Here is a 21,201-nt window from a genome sequence, read left to right as displayed (position 1 = left end):
TAACAATGAAATATTTACTGTCAATTGCCATGGGATTGCTTTTCCTGACGACCTTCTCTTCCTGTCGGAAAAAGGAAAAAGTGCTGTATCAAAGTCCGGAATTTACGGTCTATTCTGACCGGGTTGTTCAGGATTCCTTTGTAGCCAAAGCGCTTTCGGATACGCACATGGTAACCAACTACCAAAGTCTGGCAAAGCAAGCTTTTAGCCCTGTTATTCAGTTCAAATTCAGTATTAATGGGAAAGACAATGAACTGGACTACAACGTTAACCACACGGCTGATTTGACTCCGAATGGAGACCAGCCTGTTGTTATCAGCACCGTTTTTGGACAGAAAAGCAAGTCTTCGGTTGGTGAAAGCCCGACTAAGAGCTTGCCGGGAAATACCAAAGTTCGCTTCAATCTGGATATGCGTCCGGTGCTGAATGACTTTAAAACAAAGAGGTATTACCAGGACGTTCATGGAAATAAAATCTACCGGAAGGATTTTAAAGGCGTTTATATCGCCGGAAGTGCTTTTCCATTGAATTGGGATTTCGAAAACCTCCCAAACAACAAACAACTGGAACTCACGGATCCGGACGGCGATGGCATTTACAGCGTTCAATTGGTTTTCAACGCTTTTGATCCCGATGCGCACGTCAGGCCTGAATGGAAACTAAAGAACAACATCGCTCAATATCCGGTTTTTAGTAGTGAATCTCCGCTACTGAACGCTATTTACCGGCTTTCGCTGGACGAACTGAAACAGGACATTGAAGCGGACAGCACATTCCGCACCGGCGATAAATGGGGAGGCGTATGGACCCGGGACATTAGCTACAGCATTGTGTTGTCGCTGGCAATGCTGGAACCGGAAGTGGCTAAAATAAGCCTGATGAAAAAGGTCAAGGACGGTCACATTATCCAGGACACAGGGACCGGCGGAGCGTGGCCCGTATCGTCTGACCGCGTGGTGTGGTCGTTGGCTGCCTGGGAGATATACAAAACGACCGGTGACAAAAAGTGGCTGAAAAATAGCTACGAGATTGTCCGAAACTCCGTAGAATGCGATCAGCAGACCATCCTCGATCCGGCAACCGGTTTGATGCGTGGCGAATCATCGTTTCTCGACTGGCGGAAACAAACCTATCCCCGTTGGATGCAACCCATTGACATTTATGCCTCGATGAATTTGGGGACCAATACCGTTCACTATGAAACGCTCAAAGTACTGGGCAAAATGGCCAAAGAACTAGGGGAAAGCGATTCATGGAGTGCCAAAGCTGATTTACTGAAAAAAAGCATAAATGCACACCTATGGGAAGCAGAAAAGGGTTATTACGGACAATATCTTTATGGCCGGAATTTCTTCAGCCTTTCGCCACGCTCGGAATCATTGGGCGAAGCGTTTACCTTGCTTTTTGGCATTGCCGATTCATCCAGAAGCCGGTCGGTACTGGAAAATACGCCGCTTCTACCCTACGGAATTCCCTGCATTTATCCCCAAACACCTGGCATTTCTCCTTACCACAACGATGCCAGCTGGCCATTTGTACAAGCTTTCTGGACATTAGCAGCAGCCAAAGAAAAGCAGCAAAGCATGGTTGCCTATAGTTACGCAACACAGCTTCGGGCCGCCGCTCTGTTTCTGACGAATAAAGAAAATATGGTCGCCGAAACAGGCGATTTTGCCGGAACCGTGCTGAATTCCAGTCGTCAATTGTGGAGTATTGCCGGTCAACTGGCTATGACTTACCGGATCATATTTGGTATCCATCCCGGAACTGATAGTTTGTATTTTCATCCGGTTATTCCGGAAAATTTTGGCGGAACTTATCATCTCGACAATTTCCATTATCGAAATTCAACTTTGTCGTTGACTGTTAAAGGATTCGGAAATTCCATCTCTTCTTTTAATTTAGATGGAAAAGTGCTCAAAACACCGGCTATTCCCTCCGGTTTAACCGGAAAACATACCATTGAGATGACCATGAACAACCATCCAGACGGGCCAGCGGTGAAGATGGCTCCTTTTATCACCGCTCCTGATACTCCGGAGGCGAAGCTCAAGGGAGACGTTTTGACATGGAATTCCATTAAAGGAGCTGCCAAATATCGTGTCATTGAAAACGGAACGGTTATCTCGGAAACACAGGATACCACAAGCCTGATTTTTAAAACAAATGTACCAGCAACCTATCAGGTTTCAGCAGTGAAAAATGACGGAACTTCATCGTTTTTAAGCCAACCGGTTGAAATACAGCCAACATCTTCTTATATAGCGGTTCAGGCTGAACATTTCAATTATCTTTTAAAGAAAAAAATAAGCGGTTATAAAGGTGATGGTTACGTTGAATTTAATCTTGACCAACCAGAGCCTTTTAGTTTTATGATAAACTTATCTTCTGCAGGAAAATACCGCATCCGTTTTCGATATGCGAATGGCAGTGGCCCGGTGAATACCGACAATAAATGTGGTATCCGTTCTTTCTATGTCGACAATCAATTTCAGGGAGTCCTGGTTTTCCCGCAAAGGGGGAAAAACGAATGGTCCGACTGGGGATGGAGCAATACGGTGGAAGCTACGCTGAAGAAGGGAAATCACCATTTCCGCATTCAATTTAATGACTGCAACACCAACATGAATGGTAAAGTTAACCGATTCTTATTAGATGAAATTCAATTAGTTCGAATACCAAAATAAACGGAACACCAAAGAAGCAGAGGCGCTAAAATTGGCGTCTCTGCTCAATTTAAATGACTAACCTAAGGAGCCGATACTCATCTAACTTAGGCTCCCCTTTTCTCCAACCTCTTCTAAATTCCATTCCCTCTATTGAACGTACGAATGTCTGAGTGCTGTAAACGGTATCATTGCGAGTCAACCTGTATTTCTGGCTTTTATGGTAAATTTAAGGAAACATCCGTTCATCTGAAGACCTAATTAAACTGCAAAAGAAACACCAGACCATTGTATTTCGGCGAAAGAAAAAGCTTGAAAAGTGTAGTTATTCCGGAAAACGTTCGTCTAATCGGGTGTAAAAAGTGATGAAAATGACAAAACCAATGTCAGAAATAGCGTTCGAGCAACTGGTTTACGAAAACCAGGCAATGCTGATAAAGGTATGCAACATCTTCTGCAAAACACAAGCCGACAAGGACGATCTGTTTCAGGAGATTATCATCAACCTTTGGAAAGGATTGCCGTCATTCAAAGGGAATTCCAAACTGTCAACCTGGATTTATCGGGTTAGCCTGAATACGGCCATCTCAAAATCGGGGCGAAAGAGGAAAAACCTGATTCGTTATACTGAAAAGCTGCCGGAGCACCATGCTGTGAGTTCGACCGAAGATGTAGTTGATGAAGAGCAAATACAAATGCTTTATGCGGGAATAGAGCGGCTAAAACCGGTTGAAAAAGCACTAATACTGCTTTATTTAGAAGAGCATTCGTACAGTGAGATCGCCGACATCATGGGAATCAGCGAAAAGTATGCGGGCGTTAAGTTACACCGGGTTAAACGAAAGCTTGAAAAAATTCTTCAGCCTTACACCAACTTCAAAACATCGGAATCATGAAAACAAACGATATAAAACAGATCTGGAAATCGGCCAACGCCGATGAAACAACCGGAAAACAGTACTCGCTGAACGAAATTCAGGATTACCGGAAAAAGAAGTCACATCAATTTTCGCAGAGCAGTAAAAGGATTATTTACTTTGATATTGGCTTTAAAGGCTTGCTTGTCATTGCATTGCTATACCTAATTACATTTCAGGTCACAGAGCCCGTTTATCAGCAAATTATCGTTGTTCTGACAAGTACCACAGCAGTATTGCTTGGTGTGGACTTTATCTACCTTAATAAGCTGAACAGGATAAAAGAAAGTGATACAGTGATGAATAACCTGAAGAACCAACTGCATTACTTCAAAAATACCTACCGGAACTTTATCATTAACAGCTCCTTTTCCAATCCAATATTCGTGGTAACAGGTTTCTTCTTCTATTTTCAGTTCAAATACCATGAAATCAGAATGGGAACGCCCTGGGAAGATCCGGTGCTGTATTTATTTCTGTTGGCTGCATTTATCATCTCTTTTGGAGCTCAATGGGCAAATTACCACAACCAGGTAAAAGAGTTGACAGAAGCCATCGAAGAACTGGACGATGAGAGTATTGCTTCGCTGAAGATTGAAGAACGCCGAATTAGCAGGAAAAGAAACCTGTTCATGTACACGGTTTTAGTCGTCGTAGGATTGCTTCTGCTTCTTTATTTTCTTATATAGTTTAACTAACTGGCAGATAACAAAAAAGGGAAAGCCACTTCCAGTAAGTTAGGAAGTGGCTTTCTTGGTTATATTGAAACTGTTCTATTTCAATGGATCTGCTCCGAGCGTACCGTACAATTCGTCGATGTAAGCATCGGATTGCACATGGCTCAACTCTTCTCTGGCAGCTTTCAGTTTCGCTTCCAGGTCAAGTTTCTGCGCAGCTTCTTCCAGATTCTCACGACCAAGTGCATCTTCCAGGTACGTGATGGTCTGATTCCAGAACTTGATGTCCCGCTCCTGTTTTACTTTCAGGCGATGCTTGTACCAATCACTGCTCATCACATACTCACGTGTAAACAACTGGCGAACATCGGGATGTTCACGGTCCTTACCTTCGTACTCACCGTTAACCATGATGGATACCAGCGCCTGTAACGGCGGACACAGTGCTTCGTAAGTACCGTCGGTCATCAAACCTTCGGCTACCCGCTTTTGCGTAATGGAAAGGTTTTTCAGTGAATGCACGAATGTTTCCTTATCCTGCATTTCAGGCCGGAGCATGTCCTTTGTGAAAACCGCGTCGGGATTATTGAAAATACGGCCGAGGAAATGGTGAACAAACTTGATGGTAATTCGGTAACCAAGCAAACTTGCCTCGATCACTTCGCCCTCGTGTTCAATATTCTCAACTTTTTCAAGATATCCGTTCTCGATCAGATATTTCGGATCACGCTCTTCAACCGACATGCGGGAAATAATTTCCGGCATCAACAAGCTGATATCGTGGTCGACTTTGTATTTCGGGCCAACATAACCTGCAGCCGATGAAAGCGGCTCATATCCCGTAAGAATATACGACAGCAGCGCATTGTTCAGGTCAGCTGCTACCAACAGGTTGTTGAACGGACCTTTTGTCAGTGCACCTTCTGAACCGAAACCGGTCGTAGACGGCGATTTTCCTGTAATACTGCAGATAAAATCGATAAACAACTCGGGTAATTCCTGGTAATGGATTGGGTTGTAAATGGCTAACGGCGGAACGTTATTCTTCGGATCGGCCGGATTATTTCTACGTCCCGGAAGGACACTATTCACCGGAAGGTAAAGCGGTTTACTTGTTGGAATCTTGCGGAAAATTCGTTCACAGACTTCAGCAAGGTATTTATCTGTCGGCTCTACCAGATCGGGACGAACCTGCAGGTAACGCGGATTCTGAGATGGCACACCATTCACCAGACGAGGTTCGGAAGGAACAACGAGGTAATTGGGCTCATCATTTTCCAGGAAGTTGTTGATCAAATCCTTCACCGGTTGGGTGTAGAAGTCAAATCCAATGGTGTCTTCCTTAATCTCTTTCACCTGTTCCCTTGTCAACGGCTCGAAGTTCGACAGGAACGTATTTGGGCTTGCCAAGTCACTCTCCGCCTGCTTATCGTATCCTTTAATCACGCAATCATCCGGGCGTTGAAAAAGCCGGGCCTCGCAGTTGGTCAGCAATTTCACGCTGGGATTCGAATATTGCGGATTCAAATCCGATAGTTGATCGGTTTTTACAATGATGGACGCGGTAATGTCATCTTCCACCTGCACTTTTTGTGCCGGGTAGAAATCCTGACGTACCTGGAAAATGCGCCATGAATTGTCGAGATCGTGACCTACGCGCAGATAGTTGGAAATCAACTTACGCCCCATGAATTTCAGCTCATTACCCGGGCTTCCGTTTATCTGGTCCACCGAGAAGAACTCACGCCAGTGTTTGTCCCACTCATTGTGATAGCGACGTTTAACAATGTAAATCAGGTCTTTAATCCGTTGCGGAACAGACTGCAACCACAAGTTGTATTCATCGGAATATTCATCTGCAGGTGTCAATAGTTTAATGACAGAACCCAATGAACGGGTCGAGTCGAGAATACTACGTGATGGCTTTGTGTACTGATACGGTTCTTTGAAACGGTTGGAAAAATCCATTCCCATGATTTCCTCTACCATATTCAAGTCTTTCTGCAAATCATCGGAAACGATCACTGAGCCCTGAATCATGGCGTCCCTGATGGATTTCGAGATTTCTGATTTTCCACCACCGGACACGGTACATGGCTTGTGACACAGCGTTCCTTCGGCTACCGCACCGGTGAGGTGCCAATGGTGACCATTCATTCGCTTCCGCATTTGTATGCGGTAACCTGACGGCAGAATGTAATATTTGGTCGGCAGCAGCTTGATGCTATGATTGCTGTTACCATTTGTCCAGCTAATCGATTGTTCGAAGATATTAAACTCAGCGTTTTCAGGGATGTACAGAATATCCGGGTTATTCTTATCGATACCATACCCTTCCGGTTGAACATTCATCAAATCACTGTAAAGGCTGGTCATTTCCTTAAATGTGAGATTATTGGTAGGCAGACGATCATCCAGCATGAATCGTTCTCCTAAATCGTAGCTTTGGAAAGCAAGCGCTCCACCGGCATGTTCTTCTTCGCAAAGTCCGTATAAGTTGGCTGAATAACTGATTTGCGTTTTGACCTCCTTTTTACAGTAACCGAAGTAGTTGTCGGCAATAATGGTCACCACTACTCCCCGCTCGTCACGGGCTGTGATTTTAAATGCGCCACCGTCGTTGTACAGCTCATTCTCGTCCTTCCAGCACATTCCGTCGCGGCGTTGCCGTTCGGTAGCGTCATCATAATGCGGAAGTCCCAGGTCTTTTTTCTTCATGTGAATGAGATGTGTTGCCAGAATAACACATCCCGAGTGGCCTGTCCATGTTTCCGGATCGAGAGCGGCATCATTTTCAGGAAGATTCGGGTCGCCGGCATTACCAAAAATGGATTCGACGAAATCGAGGTTACTAATCAGGTTTCCCGGTGCCAGGAAAAGTACTTCCATCGCTTTTTCCTTTGTCAGGCCCGGAACTTCAGGCACAACAACCGGACGCAGCATCAGGCTTAAAAACAGTTCAGCCTTATCTTCCTGGTCGGATGTAAACGGGAGTTCCATCAAATCTTTCGGTGGATCCAGTGCGGCTTCCAGCAGTTTGGCAAATGTCTGTTTCGGAACCGCTTTCTTGTCGTTCGGAACCGGCAAACCTCCTTCTACTACATGAAATACACCTTTGGTGGTACGTTTATCATGCTTCGGGTTGTGCAATATTCCCTGGGCTGTCCGGTACGACCGAACCATATCCGTTTCGTAACAATCCTTATTCGGGGAAATAGACATCATGCGGGCCAAACCATGTGTGTCGAGCACAAATGAATTTCCCGGGAGGGAAATATTTTTTTTGCCGGGTACTTCAGCCAGGTAATCATTCAGGAAGGTCTGAATCCGTTTTCCGATTGGAGATAAATGACTGGACAGCAAACGGGTTTGTTCCTTGTAATTATCCAGCAACGGGGTGGCTATGTCTAAAAACTGAGCCGTTCGTTCATCCTGGTAATAAGGAAACCCAAGCGCAGCCAACTTCAGATTGATGTACTGAATCTTCTTTTTCTTGTTGACAGTACGTTTTTTCGTATCAATACCAGCGCCATAAGTCTTTCTCATCGTCAAATCCTTTTATTATTAGTAATCAAACTACCAAATTTACAAATAAATCATCCATTAAATCCTTACAATATGTACAACCAGCGAGGTTTTCGAAAGTTTTAAAATAGGGATAATATACGGTGATTTGAAAGCATTCAAAATTGGCGTTCTACACTATACTTTTCTCTCTTGTCTTTTGGAAAAAGAAGGTTTCTTAATTAACATATGAGCGTTAATTAAACACAGATTTTCCCTTCAATAAACAAAATTCACTATTCCTCAATTTTTTTCAACCTCTACTGCCCTAAAGTTGTTAAACCGGAGAAATAACCTGAAAAAAGAATTTTAAACCATTCAATAAAAAAAGAAAAAATGGCAAAACTGGTATTGGTCCGTCACGGACAATCCCTTTGGAACAAGAAGAACGTATTTACCGGCTGGGTTGACGTCCCGCTGTCAACTGTCGGAATTGAAGAAGCACTGAAGGCTGGTGAAACGCTGAAAGATCTCGAATTCGACGTGGTTTATACTTCGGTGCAGGTTCGTGCCCTCGAAACCGCTATGATTGCGATGGCGAAAAACAAAAGCGAAAAAACTCCGGTAGTGGTTCATCCCGACGGAAAAATGCACGAATGGGGCGTTATTTACAGTGAAGAAATGAGCAAAAATGTCATTCCGGTTTACCGCGACTGGCACCTGAACGAACGCTACTATGGTGAACTCCAGGGAATGAACAAAGCCGAAACGGCTAAAACCTACGGCGACGAGCAGGTTCATATCTGGAGAAGAAGCTATGACGTTCCGCCGCCAAACGGCGAATGTCTGCAGGATACGGCTGAGCGTACCATCCCCTTCTTCAAGGAAAATATTCTGAAGCAGTTGAAGGAAGGCAAAAACGTCTTGGTTTCGGCCCACGGAAACAGTCTTCGTTCCATTGTGATGTACATCGAAGAATTGTCAAAAGAGGAAGTGCTGAAACTCGAAATTCCCACCGGCGTTCCGTTGCTCTTCAGCTACGAAAACGATAAACTTACCCGGGAATAATTGACTTTTCCGGAACAAAATATAAGGCGGACAAGGATTTCATTCCTGTTCGCCTTTTTAATTTCACTGTTCAACTTTTTTGAAGCATTTAGATGATTTCCCTGAAAAGAACCGACTCCGAAGACAACGATTTTATGCAGCTCGTCACACTACTCGATGCCGATTTACGGGTGCGCGATGGCGACGAACACGCGTTTTACGCGCAATTCAACAAGACTGACCAAATCAGGCATGTAGTTGTAGCCTACCGGGATGAGAAGCCTGTAGGTTGTGGCGCGATAAAACCTTATGATGCCAGCACGATGGAAATCAAGCGGATGTTTGTCCTTCCGGAACTGCGCGGAGTGGGTATTGCGTCACAAGTTTTGAACGCTTTGGAAAAATGGGCAGCGGAACAGGGGTATGAAAAATGCATTCTGGAAACGGGCGTAAAGCAACCGGAAGCCATTGCTCTGTACACCAAAAACAACTACGACCGAATTCCAAATTATGGACAGTATAAAAATGCCGAAAGCAGTGTTTGCTTTCAAAAACAACTTTCATTCTAGCCATCCTGTCATTGCCGCTTTCCTTCCGGATATTTCCAAAAAAGATACTAAAAGAAATTTTTCGTTTAAGGGTGTTTTTGTTCTTAATTGTCATTTATACAATAAGACAAAAAGATGATTTGTCTGACCATAACTAAAAACTAAAAAAACATCCAATGAAACAACTATTCCAACTCGTTTTCATGCTGGCACTACTGCTGGTATGCGCGATTATTCCTGCGCACGCACAGAATCCACAACCAATTCCCAAGATGGATTTACATGTCCATCAGGCACCAGGACTTACAATTGAGCAAGCGGTATTACTATCGAAAGAAAAAGGAGTACAATTAGGTATTGTCGAACATCCCGGAATTTGTCCTTATTGCCCAATCGAGAATGATTCACTGTTGACAGCTTATATTTCCAAATTACGGCAATATCCGGTTTATGTAGGATTACAACCGGTAACACCGGGATGGCGGCAATATTTTAGCCAGGAAGCTCTCGACCAATTGGATTATGTCATCATGGATGCGCTCGAGATTCCTCAAGCAGATGGTTCTATTTGGCGTATCTGGCAAGATGATACCCAGGTCTCAGATATCGATGATTTCATGGAAATGTATGTAACGTACAACATTCAAGTAATCGATAACGAAGGGATTAATGTGCTGGCCAATGCTGCTTTTTTACCGAAATGCATCGCTAACGACTACCGGAAAGCGTGGACCAAAGAGCGCATGCAAAAAGTAATTGGCGCTGCCGTCAAACATCATGTGGCTTTTGAAATCAACTCATTTTATCGCGTGCCGAAAAAAGAATTCATTCAACTGGCAAAAGCTGCCGGAGCAAAATTCTCGTTTGGCACCGACAGTCGCAACAATTTTGCCGGGACAATGGATTACGCATTGGAAATGGTTAAAGAATGTCATCTTGAAGCGAAAGACATTTTTGTTCCAAAGAACAATGAAAATACCTTATCAAGTGAATAATAGACATTTTTCATAGGTGAACATCAAAGACGAAAGCCCTCCGACAGTGCAACGCTGTTCGGAAGGCTTTTCAAAAATCCCATCTATTCTGCTTTTAATCCTTTCCCATCCAGGTAAGAACGATGATTCCCAATCTAGCAATCAGGAAGACAATCAATCCAAATATGGGTGCCAATAAAGAGACCTTCAGCCCGCCAGCCAGTAAGGCCATCGATACGTCACCGACTTTTTCAATAGCCTGGAAGGCCCCAATCAAACCAAGCGTTTGTCCCAGGAATCCCCAAACCATCGTAAACAAACCAATGGAACCAATAAGGGAAAGTGTTTTTTGATTATTTCCTTTTTCCAGAAATCCTTTTACCAAAAGCACCAGTATCAGGATTAGCAGGAATAAAATCACATACATAAAGAGTGGACCTCCCTCGTTCAGTTTAGCAAAGAATGCAGCCATAATTTTTATTGTTTTGGTTAAACACTAAACCAAATGTACCATGGTCTCTTGCTCAAAAGTATTTTTTGCGACCAACGAACAGTCAACGCCGGTTTTCGACCAGATAAGCAAGATAAAACGAATTTTCGGGGTTATTTCTGCAAAATCAGGATATAATTTGGTATTTCGTCTATAAAAAACCGCAGATTCAGCTAAATTCCCTATCATTATCGTCATGTTTCAGGGAACAACCATAAAACTTCGGTCGGTATTACTACACACACTGTTTTGGGTAGCAGTCTGGTTTTTCTATGTCTACTTCTTCAGTTACAAAACCGACAATCTTACCTATGTGACCTGGTTTGCCAGCTTCCTGTTGCCGGTGACTATGGCTGTCACTTACTTTGTTGTTTATTTTCTGATTCCAAGATATTTACTAACAAAAAAGTATTGGCGTTTCGCTCTTTACGGTATCTACACTTTCATTCTGTCGACCTATCTGATTGTCGTGACAATCATGGCAAGCTTTATTTTTCTATCCAATATCCACATTTCCGACATGCCACTGATGAGTCGCAATTACGCATTCATCCTGATTTTGGTGTATCTGATTGTCGGTATCATCAGTTCTGTCAGTTTACTGAATAATAACTTTCGCATACAGTCACGCAACCGTGAACTGGAAAAGAAAATACTGGAAGCACAATTGCAGTTCAAGGAGCAGGAACTGGAATACTTGAAAAAACAAATCCATCCGCATTTTCTGTTTAATACCCTGAATACGCTCTACGGCTTCGCTTTAAAACAGTCGAAGCAAACCCCGGAGATCATTCTGAAACTGTCCAATATTCTGGATTATATTCTCTACCAAGTAAATAAACCACGCGTTAGTTTAAGCGAAGAGATTCTGCACGTAAAAGAATACATCGAGTTGGAGAAAATTCGGTTTCAGGATACTTTAAAAGTCTCCATTCAGGCAGAAGAAATCGACAATGATGTGCAGATTGCTCCCATGTTGCTGATTCCGTTTGTGGAAAATGCGTTCAAGCATGGTAGCATCGTGGATGGATTTCTGACCATTGATATGACGACCGTTTTTAAAGACGGACAACTGCGTTTTCATATTCGAAATACAACCCGAAACCATATCGAAAATAATGGAAATGGAGGCATTGGCCTCGAGAATATCCGGAAGCGACTGGAGCTTAATTATCCTGAACGCCACGAGCTAAAGATTGAACGAAGTGAAAACTGGTACACAGTTGACCTGACCATAACCGAATTAAAGAACTGAAAATGTCGAAAACCATTCATTGTATTATTGTTGATGACGAGCCCATTGCCCGTGAAATTCTGGAAAGTCACCTGAAGAAAATTGACTCTATCCACATTGAAGCCAGTTGCAAAAATGCGCTGGAAGCTTTTCAGATCATCAACTCGAAAAAGGTCGACCTGGTCTTTCTCGACATCAACATGCCCGACATTTCCGGCCTCTCCTTTGCCAAATCCATTAACCGGAACATCAAAGTCATTTTTACTACCGCCTACCGGGAATATGCTGTCGACGGCTTCGATTTACAGGCGGTGGATTATCTGCTCAAACCCATTTCGTTTGAGCGACTTTTCCAGGCAGTCAACAAATATTTCGATGAAAATCTCGCCTCGATTCAGGACAATGCAACGGAAATGGAAGAAGAGCAAAGCGACTTCATTTTTGTTCGGTCCGACCGGAAGATGATCAAGGTAAATTTTAGTGATATCCTTTACATCGAGAGTCTGAGCGATTATCTGAAGATTCATCTGGATGACAAAACTGTTTTGACCCGGGAAACGATTACCAGCATTGAAGGAAAGCTGCCACAAAAGGATTTTATTCGAACACATCGGGCCTATATTGTATCACTATCGAAACTCGATTCTTTTACCAACGAATACGTTGAAATTGGGCAGAAAATGGTTCCGGTGAGCCGGACATACAAAAATGCCGTGATGAACAGGTTGGAAAACCTTTAAAACTGTTTTCAGCGCTGCTTCTTCGAATAAATAATATATTCCGTTAACAACAGGAACAAGGGAAATACAATACTAAGAACAGATTGCGTATCCAGGCCAATCACATTCCCTCCATTAATGATGTTAAGCGAACGAAATACAAGGAAAATAATAACTCCCAGTGAAATACTTTGCAGAATTCCAAAAATCCAAAATGCCGTTGTTCTCATAGCTATCAGTTTAGGATTGAATCAGCAAGTTAAAGTTTCCGGCTGAAAGTATGCAAGTTTGATTGACAACATGTATTTATGTGCGAAGTGTAGGTCGCAGATAAGGGATTTTCCTTGCCTGTCGATCTTCAGAAATACTGCGAAAAGATATGGTTTGAGAAATAATTTCAAAAAAAATCAGCTGTTCTGAGTTTCTGAAAAAAAAGTAGTTGACGGCATTGAAAGCGTTTATTTCTGCCCTGTTCAGAATCCTGCTTTTGATTTTTTAACAAAAGATTCTACATTTGCAACGCCTTTGAAAAACAAGGGCACAACAAAGGATGACTGAGTAGCTCAGCTGGTAGAGCAACGCCCTTTTAAGGCGTGGGTCCTGGGTTCGAGCCCCAGCTCAGTCACTTTCTTTAAAAAGTTCTTTTTCGATTAGATTATGGCAGAAAATTGAATGAATTTGGGCCATAAGAATTAAAAAATATTTTCAGTTTTGCATTTTTACGAAAAGAAAATATATTTGCACCGCCTTTGAAAAACAAAGGCATTATAAAGGATGACTGAGTAGCTCAGCTGGTAGAGCAACGCCCTTTTAAGGCGTGGGTCCTGGGTTCGAGCCCCAGCTCAGTCACTTTTCAAAAAAGCCTCCTCTGCCGGGAGGCTTTTTTGTTTCTCTCCACTACTACGCGGTTGAATTCGCCTGTTTAATTATCATAACTTGCATTACCTTTTGCAGACCTGACCGCCGACGTCAGATTCTCGTCGTACAAAAATAGTTAAACAATTTTGAAACTTCTACATTGAATTGATTTACTGAAACTTAAAATACTACCTCTTTTGCCATTATTGCGCTGAAGCTTTGCCCATACCCCAAAGTGTATAAAAATGTTTCATTTGAAGTGTAATTTAGAATGAATCTTTGATATTTTTCTTTATAGAAGTATATCAGTGATTTATATCACTACTTATTTAGAATAAGTTCAATTTAATGAAAAGATTCTCCTCCGTTCGTTTGCTAAAACAAAAAACTTAGGATAATTTTGATAGTACATTTGATCAACCAAACACGCATTTTAGTCAATCAACACGAACTTTAATCATCAAAAACCATGACACAGATTCAATTTCAAAACACCTTAATCAGTCTGGAAGACCGGTTGTATCATTTCGCCCTAAGTTTAACAAGTGATCCGGAAAAAGCGCAGGATTTGCTTCAGGAAACTTACCTGAAAGCGCTTACCTATCGTGACAAGTTCCGGACGAACACTAATTTCAAAGCGTGGATTTACACCATTATGAAGAACACCTTCATTAATGACTATCGACGCAACGTAAAGGCGAAGAAAACATTTGATTCAGCCAACAACAACTTTCATCTCACTCTTTCCAAGGATGTCCATTATCCTGCTCCCGATTCGATTCATGCGGAGAAAGAGATTTACAAAAAGATTGACATGCTTGAGAAGGAATTCAGAGAGCCTTTCCAGATGTTTCTGAGCGGTTACAAGTACAAAGAAATTGCCGAGAAACTTGATTTGCCTTTGGGTACCGTCAAGAGCCGCATTTTCTTTACGCGTAAGAAACTCAGCAAATGGTTAAAAGATTATGCAGTTTAATTAGCTGAACAATAAGTCTTCAATTTTTCTTCGAGGCCCGGTGTAACAATAGTTTCACCGGGCTTTTTGTATGCATGCCAGCGATTGATTACCTTTAATCATCAAAAAACACGAACGATATGACAAGTATTGCAGTACACCTTGCCGAGGGATTTGAAGAGATAGAAGCGATTAGCATTATTGATGTCTTGAGACGCGCCCGTCTCGATGTGACAACGGTTTCGGTTACCGGGAGAAAAGAGGTAAAAGGCAGTCACAACATCCCTGTTGTAGCAGACAAACTATTCGAAGAAATCAATTACGACGATATTGAGATGATCGTCTTGCCCGGAGGTATGCCGGGAGCTCAGCATTTAAATGAGCATGAAGGACTGAAAAAGCAAATCAAAGCCTTTGCAGCTGATGACAAGCCGCTCGGAGCAATTTGTGCAGCCCCCATGGTTTTAGGTGAGCTGGGTCTTCTCGAGGGTAAGAAGGCGGTCTGCTACCCCGGATTTGAAAAACATCTGAAAGGTGCTACTGTTCTAACAGAACCGACACTGCAATGCGAAAATATTATCATGGGAAGAGGCGCCGGTGTGGCTATCAAGTTTGCATTGAAAATTGTCGAATTCCTGGAAGACAAAAAAGTGGCGGAAAAGTTGGCAGAATCCATGCTGGTAGAGTAATCCGGACATCACATACGCCCCTTAAATTACAGATGGCATCTCATATGAGGTGCCATTGTCATATTTACCTGCTTTCATAAGTTAAATAATTGTAATAAACACAAAATGGTATTTAACGTTTTTTTACAATGTCCCACCTTTTATTAATTTTCGGGAGATTTGTATCTCAATTTTTTTTAGCCTAATCAATACTAAACGCATCATGTCAAACCCTAACCAGAAACTTACCAATGCACAGGTAACTGCGCTTTTAATTCTGCGCGTTGTTATCGGCTGGCATTTTCTCTACGAAGGTATCACCAAGCTTTTAAATCCCAACTGGACATCCGTTGGTTATTTGATGGATTCCAAAGGATTTCTTTCCGGATTTTATCATTCACTGGTAGCATCGCCCAAATTACTTCCGGTTATCGACGCGCTGAACGAGTGGGGCCTTGTTCTCATCGGCACTGCTTTGATATTGGGATTATTTACCCGCTGGGCCATATATGGAGGAATGTTGCTGCTAGCCATGTATTATTTCTCTCACCCACCTTTCATCGGATTGAAGTACGCTCTTCCTTCCGAAGGCAGCTATCTGTTTATCGACAAGGTGGTTATTGAATTTTTCGCTATGTGGGCATTGTCCCTTTTTCCTGCCGGGAAAATTATTGGATTCGACCGGTTGCTGGTAAAAACAAAGTAGAACTAATTTTCAGAGAGGAACGAACAATGAGTGACAAGAATCAAACTCCGGAAAAGGAACAAAACGAAAATAAAAAGAACGTAGGCCGCCGCGATGTTATCAAGAGTCTCGCGACGGTTCCCGTGTTAGGAGCGTTTGCCTACGGGGTATACAAGAAGAAGCAGTACGATCGGTTACTGAGTAATTCCATTACTAATGAAGTAGGAATGAGTTACGAGGAACCTGCAGCCACTCCCCCTTCGGATGTGAGCGGAAAACCACTTCGTGTTGGTTTGATCGGATACGGTATCCGCGGAAAGATGCTGGCCAAGGCGCTGGGTTTTGCCCACCCCACCATGGTAGATGAGTGGAAGAAAGGCGCCATGACCAACAAAGACGATAAACGCTACGAAGAGTTTCTACAACAGGAAAACCTGGGTATTCAAATTACAGCTGTTTGCGATATCTTCAACACCTACGAGAGAATGTGTGCGGAAGCAGGTGCCAATGTCAACCGGGAAGGAACCGGCGGAAACATGGGGCCCATGCCTGCAATCTACAAGAACTACCAAGAACTTTGTGCTGCACCGGAAGTGGATGCTATTGTCATCGCCGCTCCTGACCACTGGCACGGTCCTATGACCATCGAAGCAGCTAAGAACGGTAAACACGTTTACTGCGAAAAACCGATGACCTGGACCGTAGAAGAAACCTACGAGGTGAGGAAAGCGGTGAAAAAGAGCGGAATCACCTTCCAGCTCGGCCATCAGGGACGGCAAACCGATAGTTACCAAAAGGCCAAAGAAGCCATTAATAAAGGCGTTTTAGGGCCCATCAACCTGGTGGAAGTGACGACCAACCGAAACACACCAAACGGTGCCTGGGTCTACCCGATTCACGAGGATGCCAATCCACGCACCATCGACTGGGAACAATTCATTGGTCCTGCCCCCTGGCACGAATTTAGCCTTGAACGCTTCTTCCGTTGGCGTTGCTGGTGGGACTACAGTACCGGTTTGTCGGGCGATTTGCTGACGCACGAGTATGACGCCGTTAACCAGATTATGAATGTGGGAATTCCCGAATCAGCCATGTCGACAGGAGGAATTTATTTCTACAAAGATGGTCGAACGGTGCCGGATGTGCTGCACACCGTCTTTGAATTCCCTAAACAGGATTTATCGCTGGTATACAGTGCAACCCTTTCCAGCCAACATCAACGTGGTAAAGTAGTGATGGGACACGATGCCTGGATGGAACTGGGACAAACGTTGACCATCAATGCAGACGTCGAATCAACTAAATACGCTGATAAAATCAAGAAAGGAATCATCGACCCGGAACTGCCTATTTATTCTTATATTCCCGGTAGGAAAAACGTGGACGCTGTAACCTCCGCCACAGAAAAGTATTTTGCCGGAAGAGGTCTACTGTACACCTATCGCGGCGGAAAGCGGGTTGATACGACACACCTTCACATGAAAGAGTGGGTCGACTGTATCCGAAGTGGTGAAGAGCCCAGCTGTAATATCGATCAGGGATTCGAAGAAGCCATTACCGCTCACATGGGGACACTTTCGTATAAACATAACAAAAAAGTGTTCTGGGATGCTGAAAATGAAAAAATCATCGTTTAAATTTACATTCTAACTAACACTATAAACCGATTTAAAATGGGAACAAGACGCGATTTTCTTAAAAAATCAGCCATGCTCACAACCGCCGCTATGGTAGCACCCACAGTTCTTTCATCCTGTGGGAAAAAACAGAAAGAAATTGGCCTGCAGATTTACACTGTTCGCGATCAGCTGAACGAAGATCTGGAAGGTACGCTCAAAAGAGTTGCAGAAATAGGTTACAATTCTGTTGAAGCTGCTGGATATGCCAATGGTCGTTTTTACGGTAAGGATCCGAAGGAATTTACCAAGATGCTCAACGATATGGGCATGAAGTTTCTGTCGAGCCATACCGTATTTGAGCCGGATGTAGCGGATGAAGTTTGTGCCGCTCATGCGGAGGCAGGATGCGAATACATCGTTTATCCGTATTTGCCGGGACAGTTCCGTGAGAACCTGGATGGATACAAGAATACGGCTGATAAGCTAAATACACTCGGACAATTTGCCAAAAAACACGGCCTTCAACTAGCTTATCACAACCATAATTTTGAGTTTGAGCCAATGGAAGGTCAAATTCCGATGGACGTGCTGCTCAGCAATACAGACCCGAACCTGGTGAAAAGTGAGCTGGATTTATACTGGATTACCAAAGGCGGTCACACGCCAATTGAATATTTCGATAAGTTCCCAGGCCGTTTCGAACTGTGGCATGTGAAAGACATGGATAACAGCCCGGAACAATTTTTTGCTGCGGTTGGTACCGGAACTATCGATTTTAAACCGATATTTGACGCACGTGAGAAAGCGGGCATGAAGCATTTCTTCGTAGAAGAAGATCGTTGCAAAGGCGATATCTGGGAAGATTTGAACACCAGCTTCACGTACCTGAATAATGCTAGTTTTGTATAACGAAATAAGGTCCCGCCGGATTTATTTAAATCCTTCTACTCACCTTACAAAACAAAAAAGCCCGGCGGGGCTTTTTTTATGTCCTGACGTCGGGCTACATATTTCTTAGTTTGTCCAGCTGTGTTTTGGGGTACGACTCGTCAGGTTTCAGTGCGAGTGCTTTTTGGTAGTAAAAACGGGCAACCGACAAATCTTTCTGATTAAACGCATCATCGGCCTTTTTCACGAACGAACGGAACTGCGCTTCGTCTTCAGAAGCATGCTTTTGCTGAACCGCTTTCTCCACGGCCACCAGTTGCTTTTTCGGGTACTCCTCGCCGCTCTTCACTTTCAGCGCCTTCTGATAATAGAATTTCGCCAGTGTAAATTCTCCCGTTTTCAGGCTGGCATCGGCTTTACTGATGAAGCCCTGGTACTGCTTTTCTCTTTCAGCCTGAAGCTCGGATTCGATTGCCGTATCACAGGCATCAACCTGCTTTTTAGGATATTTTTCCGATGGCTTGTATTTCTGTGCTTCGAAATAGAAGAAACGCGCAACCGTCCATTTCGATTCAGCGAAAGCGGCATCCGCCTTTTTGATGTTCTTCAGATACAAATCCTCTACGACACCAGTATAATGAAAATTCAGTGTATCTTTTTCTTCCTGATAAGACGAATGTTTCTGTTTCTGGGCCTGCTCAGCCAATGCTTTTTCTTTTGCGGCCTTCTCCTTTCGAGCCAGTTCCGCCAATAAAGCATTAATTTCATTCACTCTTCGGATAGGATAAGTCTCCTGAGGCTTCATTTTCCCCGCGTCGGCGTAACTTTGTTTGGCCGCCATCAGCTGATTATCTTTTGCCTGTTGGTCAGCCTTCGCAATTAAATCATTGTATTGCTTATCCTTTTCAGCCTGCTTTTTCTCAGCTAAAGCGCGTTGTTGTTGCAACTGCTTCTGTTCAGCGAATGCCTTTTTTATCTTTTCAAGCATTGTTGCCGGGTATTGTGCGTCAGGTTGTAACTGCAGCGCTTCGTTAAAAGCAGCGATGGAACCGTCGAATTGTTTCAGTCCGAACAGACTATCGCCTTTGGCCACAGCGGCTGAGAACTTTCGTTGATTGGCCTCTGCTTCTGCCTGTTTTTTGGCTGCTTCCGCTAACGCTTTTTGTCGCGCAGCTTCTTCCTTCGCTTTTTTCTGGTCAGCCAAAGCATTTAATGCATCCTGAACTTTCCCCAGCATTTCCTGCGGATGTTTAGCATTGGGCTGCAATTGCAGTGCCTGGTTAAAAGCGGTGGTTGCTTCCGCATATGACTGTTGTGCAAACAAGCTATCACCTTTCGAAACGGCTGCATCATACTGTTTTTGGCGGGTTTCCGCCAAAGCTTTTTGCTGCGCCGCTTCTTCTGCCGCTTTCTTTTGTTCAGCAACTGCTTCTTTTATTTTCTCCAGCATCTTTTGTGGATGCTTTGCATCAGGTTGCAACTGAAGTGCCTGGTTGAAAGCCGTTGTAGCATCCGCATATGACTGTAAAGCAAATAAGCTGTCGCCTTTCGAAATGGTCTGCTCAAACTGCTTTTGACGAGCTTCGGCCAACGCTTTTTGCCGGGCTGCTTCTTCCTGGGCTTTCTTTTGAGCAGCCAAAGCTTCCTGAATCTTATTCAGCATCTCGTTCGGATGCTGAGCGTCCGGCTGTAACTTCAGTGCTTCATTGAAAGCATCAGTTGCATCGGCATACGACTGTTCGCCAAATAACTTATCACCTTTCGCAACGGCGTTATCGAACTGTTTTTGACGGGCTTCTGCCATCGCTTTCTGCTTCGCTGCTGCTTCCTGTGCAGCAATTAGATTGTTCACCTGCGCGATTTTAGCCTTTGCATCCGGATTATCCGGCTTAATTTTCAGCGCTTTGTTGTAGGTGTCGATAGCATCCCGATAGGCTTTGTTAGCTACCTTATTGTCGCCATCAGCCATTAGCTGCTTAAACTCTTCATTTTGCTTCGCCCGGTCCTCTTTCAACTTAATCTGCTGGCCAAGCAGTTTAATCTTGTCTTTAACGAAATCATCTTTCGGTTTCAGGTCTGCCGCCTGCTGATATATGGCAATGGCCTCTGATAACTTACCTGCTTCCTCCAGTGCTTTTGCCTGATCGAGTTTATTTTGGTAGGACTTGTCGGCCAGCTTGGTCTTTTCGTCATCAATCTTCTGACGAATCTGCATGTCGTTGAAATACGATTCCGAATCGAAATTATCCACCTTAGCCGAATAGAATATTTTCCCTACTGGCTTCTTAGAAAATGACGGATCGATTTCCGGAACAACCTTAAATAAGGTGACAACAAACTGAACGGGAGGAAAGTATGGGTCGCGAGCTATTACCTTTTCAGGGATAACCGTCGTCAGAATCAACATTTTAGGATAAAATCCATCTCTTTTGAAAAAAAGCTGGTAATTATGCTGGTAAGGTAATTGGAAGTCAAATTTTCCTGATGAAGTTACCTCTATCTTCTTTTCAATTTTGTTGTTGTCGGTATTCAGTACTTCAATGGTGGCATGGTCAAATCGACCTTCATCCAACCGCACCTTTCCACCCACTTCTAATATTTGAGGCTTCTTTTTTTGGGCATGAACAAACTCCGGAAATGACGACAGTATCATCACCAGTGACAAAGGAATCAATGTCTTACGTAGGAAAATGTAGAAATAGTTCATAAATACGGCTAAACCGGATAATATACGAAACATAAAAGTAAGGAA

At 43.5% G+C, this 21,201-nt stretch carries 17 protein-coding genes and 2 tRNA genes; 15 read left to right on the top strand and 4 right to left on the bottom strand.

Going from position 1 to position 21,201, the window contains the following annotated elements:
- Window positions 1-5: 5 nt before the first annotated feature.
- The 3 genes from AC060N_RS09705 (at window position 6) to AC060N_RS09695 (ending at window position 4,272) form a co-directional block, all read left to right on the top strand.
- A complete protein-coding gene (locus AC060N_RS09705; protein ID WP_479526917.1) occupies window positions 6-2,687 on the top strand; it encodes an alpha-L-rhamnosidase-related protein in 2,682 nt (893 codons plus the stop codon).
- Between the two features lie 350 nt (window positions 2,688-3,037).
- The gene (locus AC060N_RS09700) at window positions 3,038-3,562 is read left to right on the top strand and encodes an RNA polymerase sigma factor (protein ID WP_479526916.1); all 525 of its coding nucleotides are present in this window, start codon (window positions 3,038-3,040) and stop codon (window positions 3,560-3,562) included.
- Window positions 3,559-4,272, top strand: a complete 714-nt coding sequence (locus AC060N_RS09695) for a hypothetical protein (RefSeq protein WP_479526915.1) — start codon at window positions 3,559-3,561, stop codon at window positions 4,270-4,272. Before AC060N_RS09700 ends, AC060N_RS09695 begins: the two co-directional genes overlap by 4 nt.
- A gap of 84 nt (window positions 4,273-4,356) precedes the next feature.
- Here AC060N_RS09695 and AC060N_RS09690 read toward each other — a convergent pair whose 3' ends face one another.
- Window positions 4,357-7,806: a PPi-type phosphoenolpyruvate carboxykinase family protein gene (locus AC060N_RS09690; protein ID WP_479526914.1), complete on the bottom strand. Its 3,450-nt coding sequence runs from the start codon at window positions 7,804-7,806 to the stop codon at window positions 4,357-4,359.
- A gap of 354 nt (window positions 7,807-8,160) precedes the next feature.
- Here AC060N_RS09690 and AC060N_RS09685 point away from each other — a divergent pair, with 354 nt between their 5' ends.
- The 3 genes from AC060N_RS09685 to AC060N_RS09675 all read left to right on the top strand — a co-directional run bounded on the left by AC060N_RS09685 (window position 8,161) and on the right by AC060N_RS09675 (window position 10,354).
- Window positions 8,161-8,832: a 2,3-bisphosphoglycerate-dependent phosphoglycerate mutase gene (locus AC060N_RS09685; protein ID WP_479526913.1), complete on the top strand. Its 672-nt coding sequence runs from the start codon at window positions 8,161-8,163 to the stop codon at window positions 8,830-8,832.
- A 92-nt stretch (window positions 8,833-8,924) separates the two neighbouring features.
- Window positions 8,925-9,380 (top strand): GNAT family N-acetyltransferase, encoded by a 456-nt coding sequence (locus AC060N_RS09680; RefSeq protein ID WP_479526912.1) that lies wholly within the window; start codon window positions 8,925-8,927, stop codon window positions 9,378-9,380.
- A gap of 155 nt (window positions 9,381-9,535) precedes the next feature.
- Window positions 9,536-10,354 carry a hypothetical protein gene (locus AC060N_RS09675; protein ID WP_479526911.1) on the top strand — a complete coding sequence of 273 codons (819 nt, stop codon included), beginning with the start codon at window positions 9,536-9,538 and terminating at the stop codon, window positions 10,352-10,354.
- Window positions 10,355-10,448: 94 nt separating this feature from the next.
- Here the strand turns inward: AC060N_RS09675 and AC060N_RS09670 are convergent, their stop codons facing one another.
- Complete coding sequence (locus tag AC060N_RS09670) at window positions 10,449-10,805, bottom strand: MotA/TolQ/ExbB proton channel family protein (RefSeq protein WP_479526910.1); 357 nt, start codon at window positions 10,803-10,805, stop codon at window positions 10,449-10,451.
- A gap of 214 nt (window positions 10,806-11,019) precedes the next feature.
- Between AC060N_RS09670 and AC060N_RS09665 the strand changes: the two genes are divergently transcribed.
- Both AC060N_RS09665 and AC060N_RS09660 read left to right on the top strand, forming a co-directional pair.
- Window positions 11,020-12,078, top strand: coding sequence for a sensor histidine kinase (locus tag AC060N_RS09665; protein WP_479526909.1), 1,059 nt, complete (start codon window positions 11,020-11,022; stop codon window positions 12,076-12,078).
- 2 nt (window positions 12,079-12,080) lie between these two features.
- On the top strand, window positions 12,081-12,797 hold the full coding sequence (locus tag AC060N_RS09660) for a LytR/AlgR family response regulator transcription factor (RefSeq protein ID WP_479526908.1): 717 nt from the start codon (window positions 12,081-12,083) through the stop codon (window positions 12,795-12,797).
- An 8-nt stretch (window positions 12,798-12,805) separates the two neighbouring features.
- Here AC060N_RS09660 and AC060N_RS09655 read toward each other — a convergent pair whose 3' ends face one another.
- Entirely contained in the window at window positions 12,806-13,006 is a 201-nt protein-coding gene (locus AC060N_RS09655) for a hypothetical protein (protein WP_479526907.1), read from the bottom strand.
- A 322-nt stretch (window positions 13,007-13,328) separates the two neighbouring features.
- On the opposite strand from AC060N_RS09655, the gene AC060N_RS09650 reads away from it, so the two are divergent.
- The 7 genes from AC060N_RS09650 (at window position 13,329) to AC060N_RS09620 (ending at window position 18,470) form a co-directional block, all read left to right on the top strand.
- Window positions 13,329-13,401 (top strand) — tRNA-Lys (locus AC060N_RS09650).
- Window positions 13,402-13,552: 151 nt separating this feature from the next.
- A tRNA-Lys gene (locus AC060N_RS09645) sits at window positions 13,553-13,625 on the top strand.
- 478 nt (window positions 13,626-14,103) lie between these two features.
- Window positions 14,104-14,610: an RNA polymerase sigma factor gene (locus tag AC060N_RS09640; RefSeq protein WP_025865617.1), complete on the top strand. Its 507-nt coding sequence runs from the start codon at window positions 14,104-14,106 to the stop codon at window positions 14,608-14,610.
- A gap of 119 nt (window positions 14,611-14,729) precedes the next feature.
- Window positions 14,730-15,278, top strand: coding sequence for a DJ-1 family glyoxalase III (locus tag AC060N_RS09635; RefSeq protein ID WP_479526906.1), 549 nt, complete (start codon window positions 14,730-14,732; stop codon window positions 15,276-15,278).
- Window positions 15,279-15,480: 202 nt separating this feature from the next.
- Window positions 15,481-15,963 (top strand): DoxX family protein, encoded by a 483-nt coding sequence (locus AC060N_RS09630; RefSeq protein ID WP_479526905.1) that lies wholly within the window; start codon window positions 15,481-15,483, stop codon window positions 15,961-15,963.
- Between the two features lie 26 nt (window positions 15,964-15,989).
- Complete coding sequence (locus AC060N_RS09625) at window positions 15,990-17,579, top strand: Gfo/Idh/MocA family protein (protein ID WP_479526904.1); 1,590 nt, start codon at window positions 15,990-15,992, stop codon at window positions 17,577-17,579.
- Window positions 17,580-17,615: 36 nt separating this feature from the next.
- Entirely contained in the window at window positions 17,616-18,470 is an 855-nt protein-coding gene (locus tag AC060N_RS09620; protein WP_211297845.1) for a sugar phosphate isomerase/epimerase family protein, read from the top strand.
- A 94-nt stretch (window positions 18,471-18,564) separates the two neighbouring features.
- Here the strand turns inward: AC060N_RS09620 and AC060N_RS09615 are convergent, their stop codons facing one another.
- Entirely contained in the window at window positions 18,565-21,189 is a 2,625-nt protein-coding gene (locus AC060N_RS09615; RefSeq protein WP_479526903.1) for a tetratricopeptide repeat protein, read from the bottom strand.
- Between the last annotated feature and the right edge of the window lie 12 nt (window positions 21,190-21,201).

Source organism: Prolixibacter sp. DSM 2831 (assembly GCF_056493735.1).
The sequence above is the reverse complement of the archived record's forward strand: the minus strand, read 5'-3'. Positions and strand labels throughout refer to the sequence as shown.

Excerpts from the sequence above, each read along its gene's own strand:
- AC060N_RS09705 (WP_479526917.1), top strand. The coding sequence starts at position 6 with ATGAAATATTTACTGTCAATTGCCATGGGATTGCTTTTCCTGACGACC.
- AC060N_RS09615 (WP_479526903.1), bottom strand. The coding sequence starts at position 21,189 with ATGTTTCGTATATTATCCGGTTTAGCCGTATTTATGAACTATTTCTAC.
- AC060N_RS09625 (WP_479526904.1), top strand. The coding sequence starts at position 15,990 with ATGAGTGACAAGAATCAAACTCCGGAAAAGGAACAAAACGAAAATAAA.
- AC060N_RS09630 (WP_479526905.1), top strand. The coding sequence starts at position 15,481 with ATGTCAAACCCTAACCAGAAACTTACCAATGCACAGGTAACTGCGCTT.
- AC060N_RS09620 (WP_211297845.1), top strand. The coding sequence starts at position 17,616 with ATGGGAACAAGACGCGATTTTCTTAAAAAATCAGCCATGCTCACAACC.
- AC060N_RS09655 (WP_479526907.1), bottom strand. The coding sequence starts at position 13,006 with ATGAGAACAACGGCATTTTGGATTTTTGGAATTCTGCAAAGTATTTCA.
- AC060N_RS09695 (WP_479526915.1), top strand. The coding sequence starts at position 3,559 with ATGAAAACAAACGATATAAAACAGATCTGGAAATCGGCCAACGCCGAT.
- AC060N_RS09685 (WP_479526913.1), top strand. The coding sequence starts at position 8,161 with ATGGCAAAACTGGTATTGGTCCGTCACGGACAATCCCTTTGGAACAAG.
- AC060N_RS09675 (WP_479526911.1), top strand. The coding sequence starts at position 9,536 with ATGAAACAACTATTCCAACTCGTTTTCATGCTGGCACTACTGCTGGTA.
- AC060N_RS09660 (WP_479526908.1), top strand. The coding sequence starts at position 12,081 with ATGTCGAAAACCATTCATTGTATTATTGTTGATGACGAGCCCATTGCC.
- AC060N_RS09680 (WP_479526912.1), top strand. The coding sequence starts at position 8,925 with ATGATTTCCCTGAAAAGAACCGACTCCGAAGACAACGATTTTATGCAG.
- AC060N_RS09640 (WP_025865617.1), top strand. The coding sequence starts at position 14,104 with ATGACACAGATTCAATTTCAAAACACCTTAATCAGTCTGGAAGACCGG.
- AC060N_RS09635 (WP_479526906.1), top strand. The coding sequence starts at position 14,730 with ATGACAAGTATTGCAGTACACCTTGCCGAGGGATTTGAAGAGATAGAA.
- AC060N_RS09670 (WP_479526910.1), bottom strand. The coding sequence starts at position 10,805 with ATGGCTGCATTCTTTGCTAAACTGAACGAGGGAGGTCCACTCTTTATG.
- AC060N_RS09665 (WP_479526909.1), top strand. The coding sequence starts at position 11,020 with ATGTTTCAGGGAACAACCATAAAACTTCGGTCGGTATTACTACACACA.
- AC060N_RS09690 (WP_479526914.1), bottom strand. The coding sequence starts at position 7,806 with ATGAGAAAGACTTATGGCGCTGGTATTGATACGAAAAAACGTACTGTC.
- AC060N_RS09700 (WP_479526916.1), top strand. The coding sequence starts at position 3,038 with ATGACAAAACCAATGTCAGAAATAGCGTTCGAGCAACTGGTTTACGAA.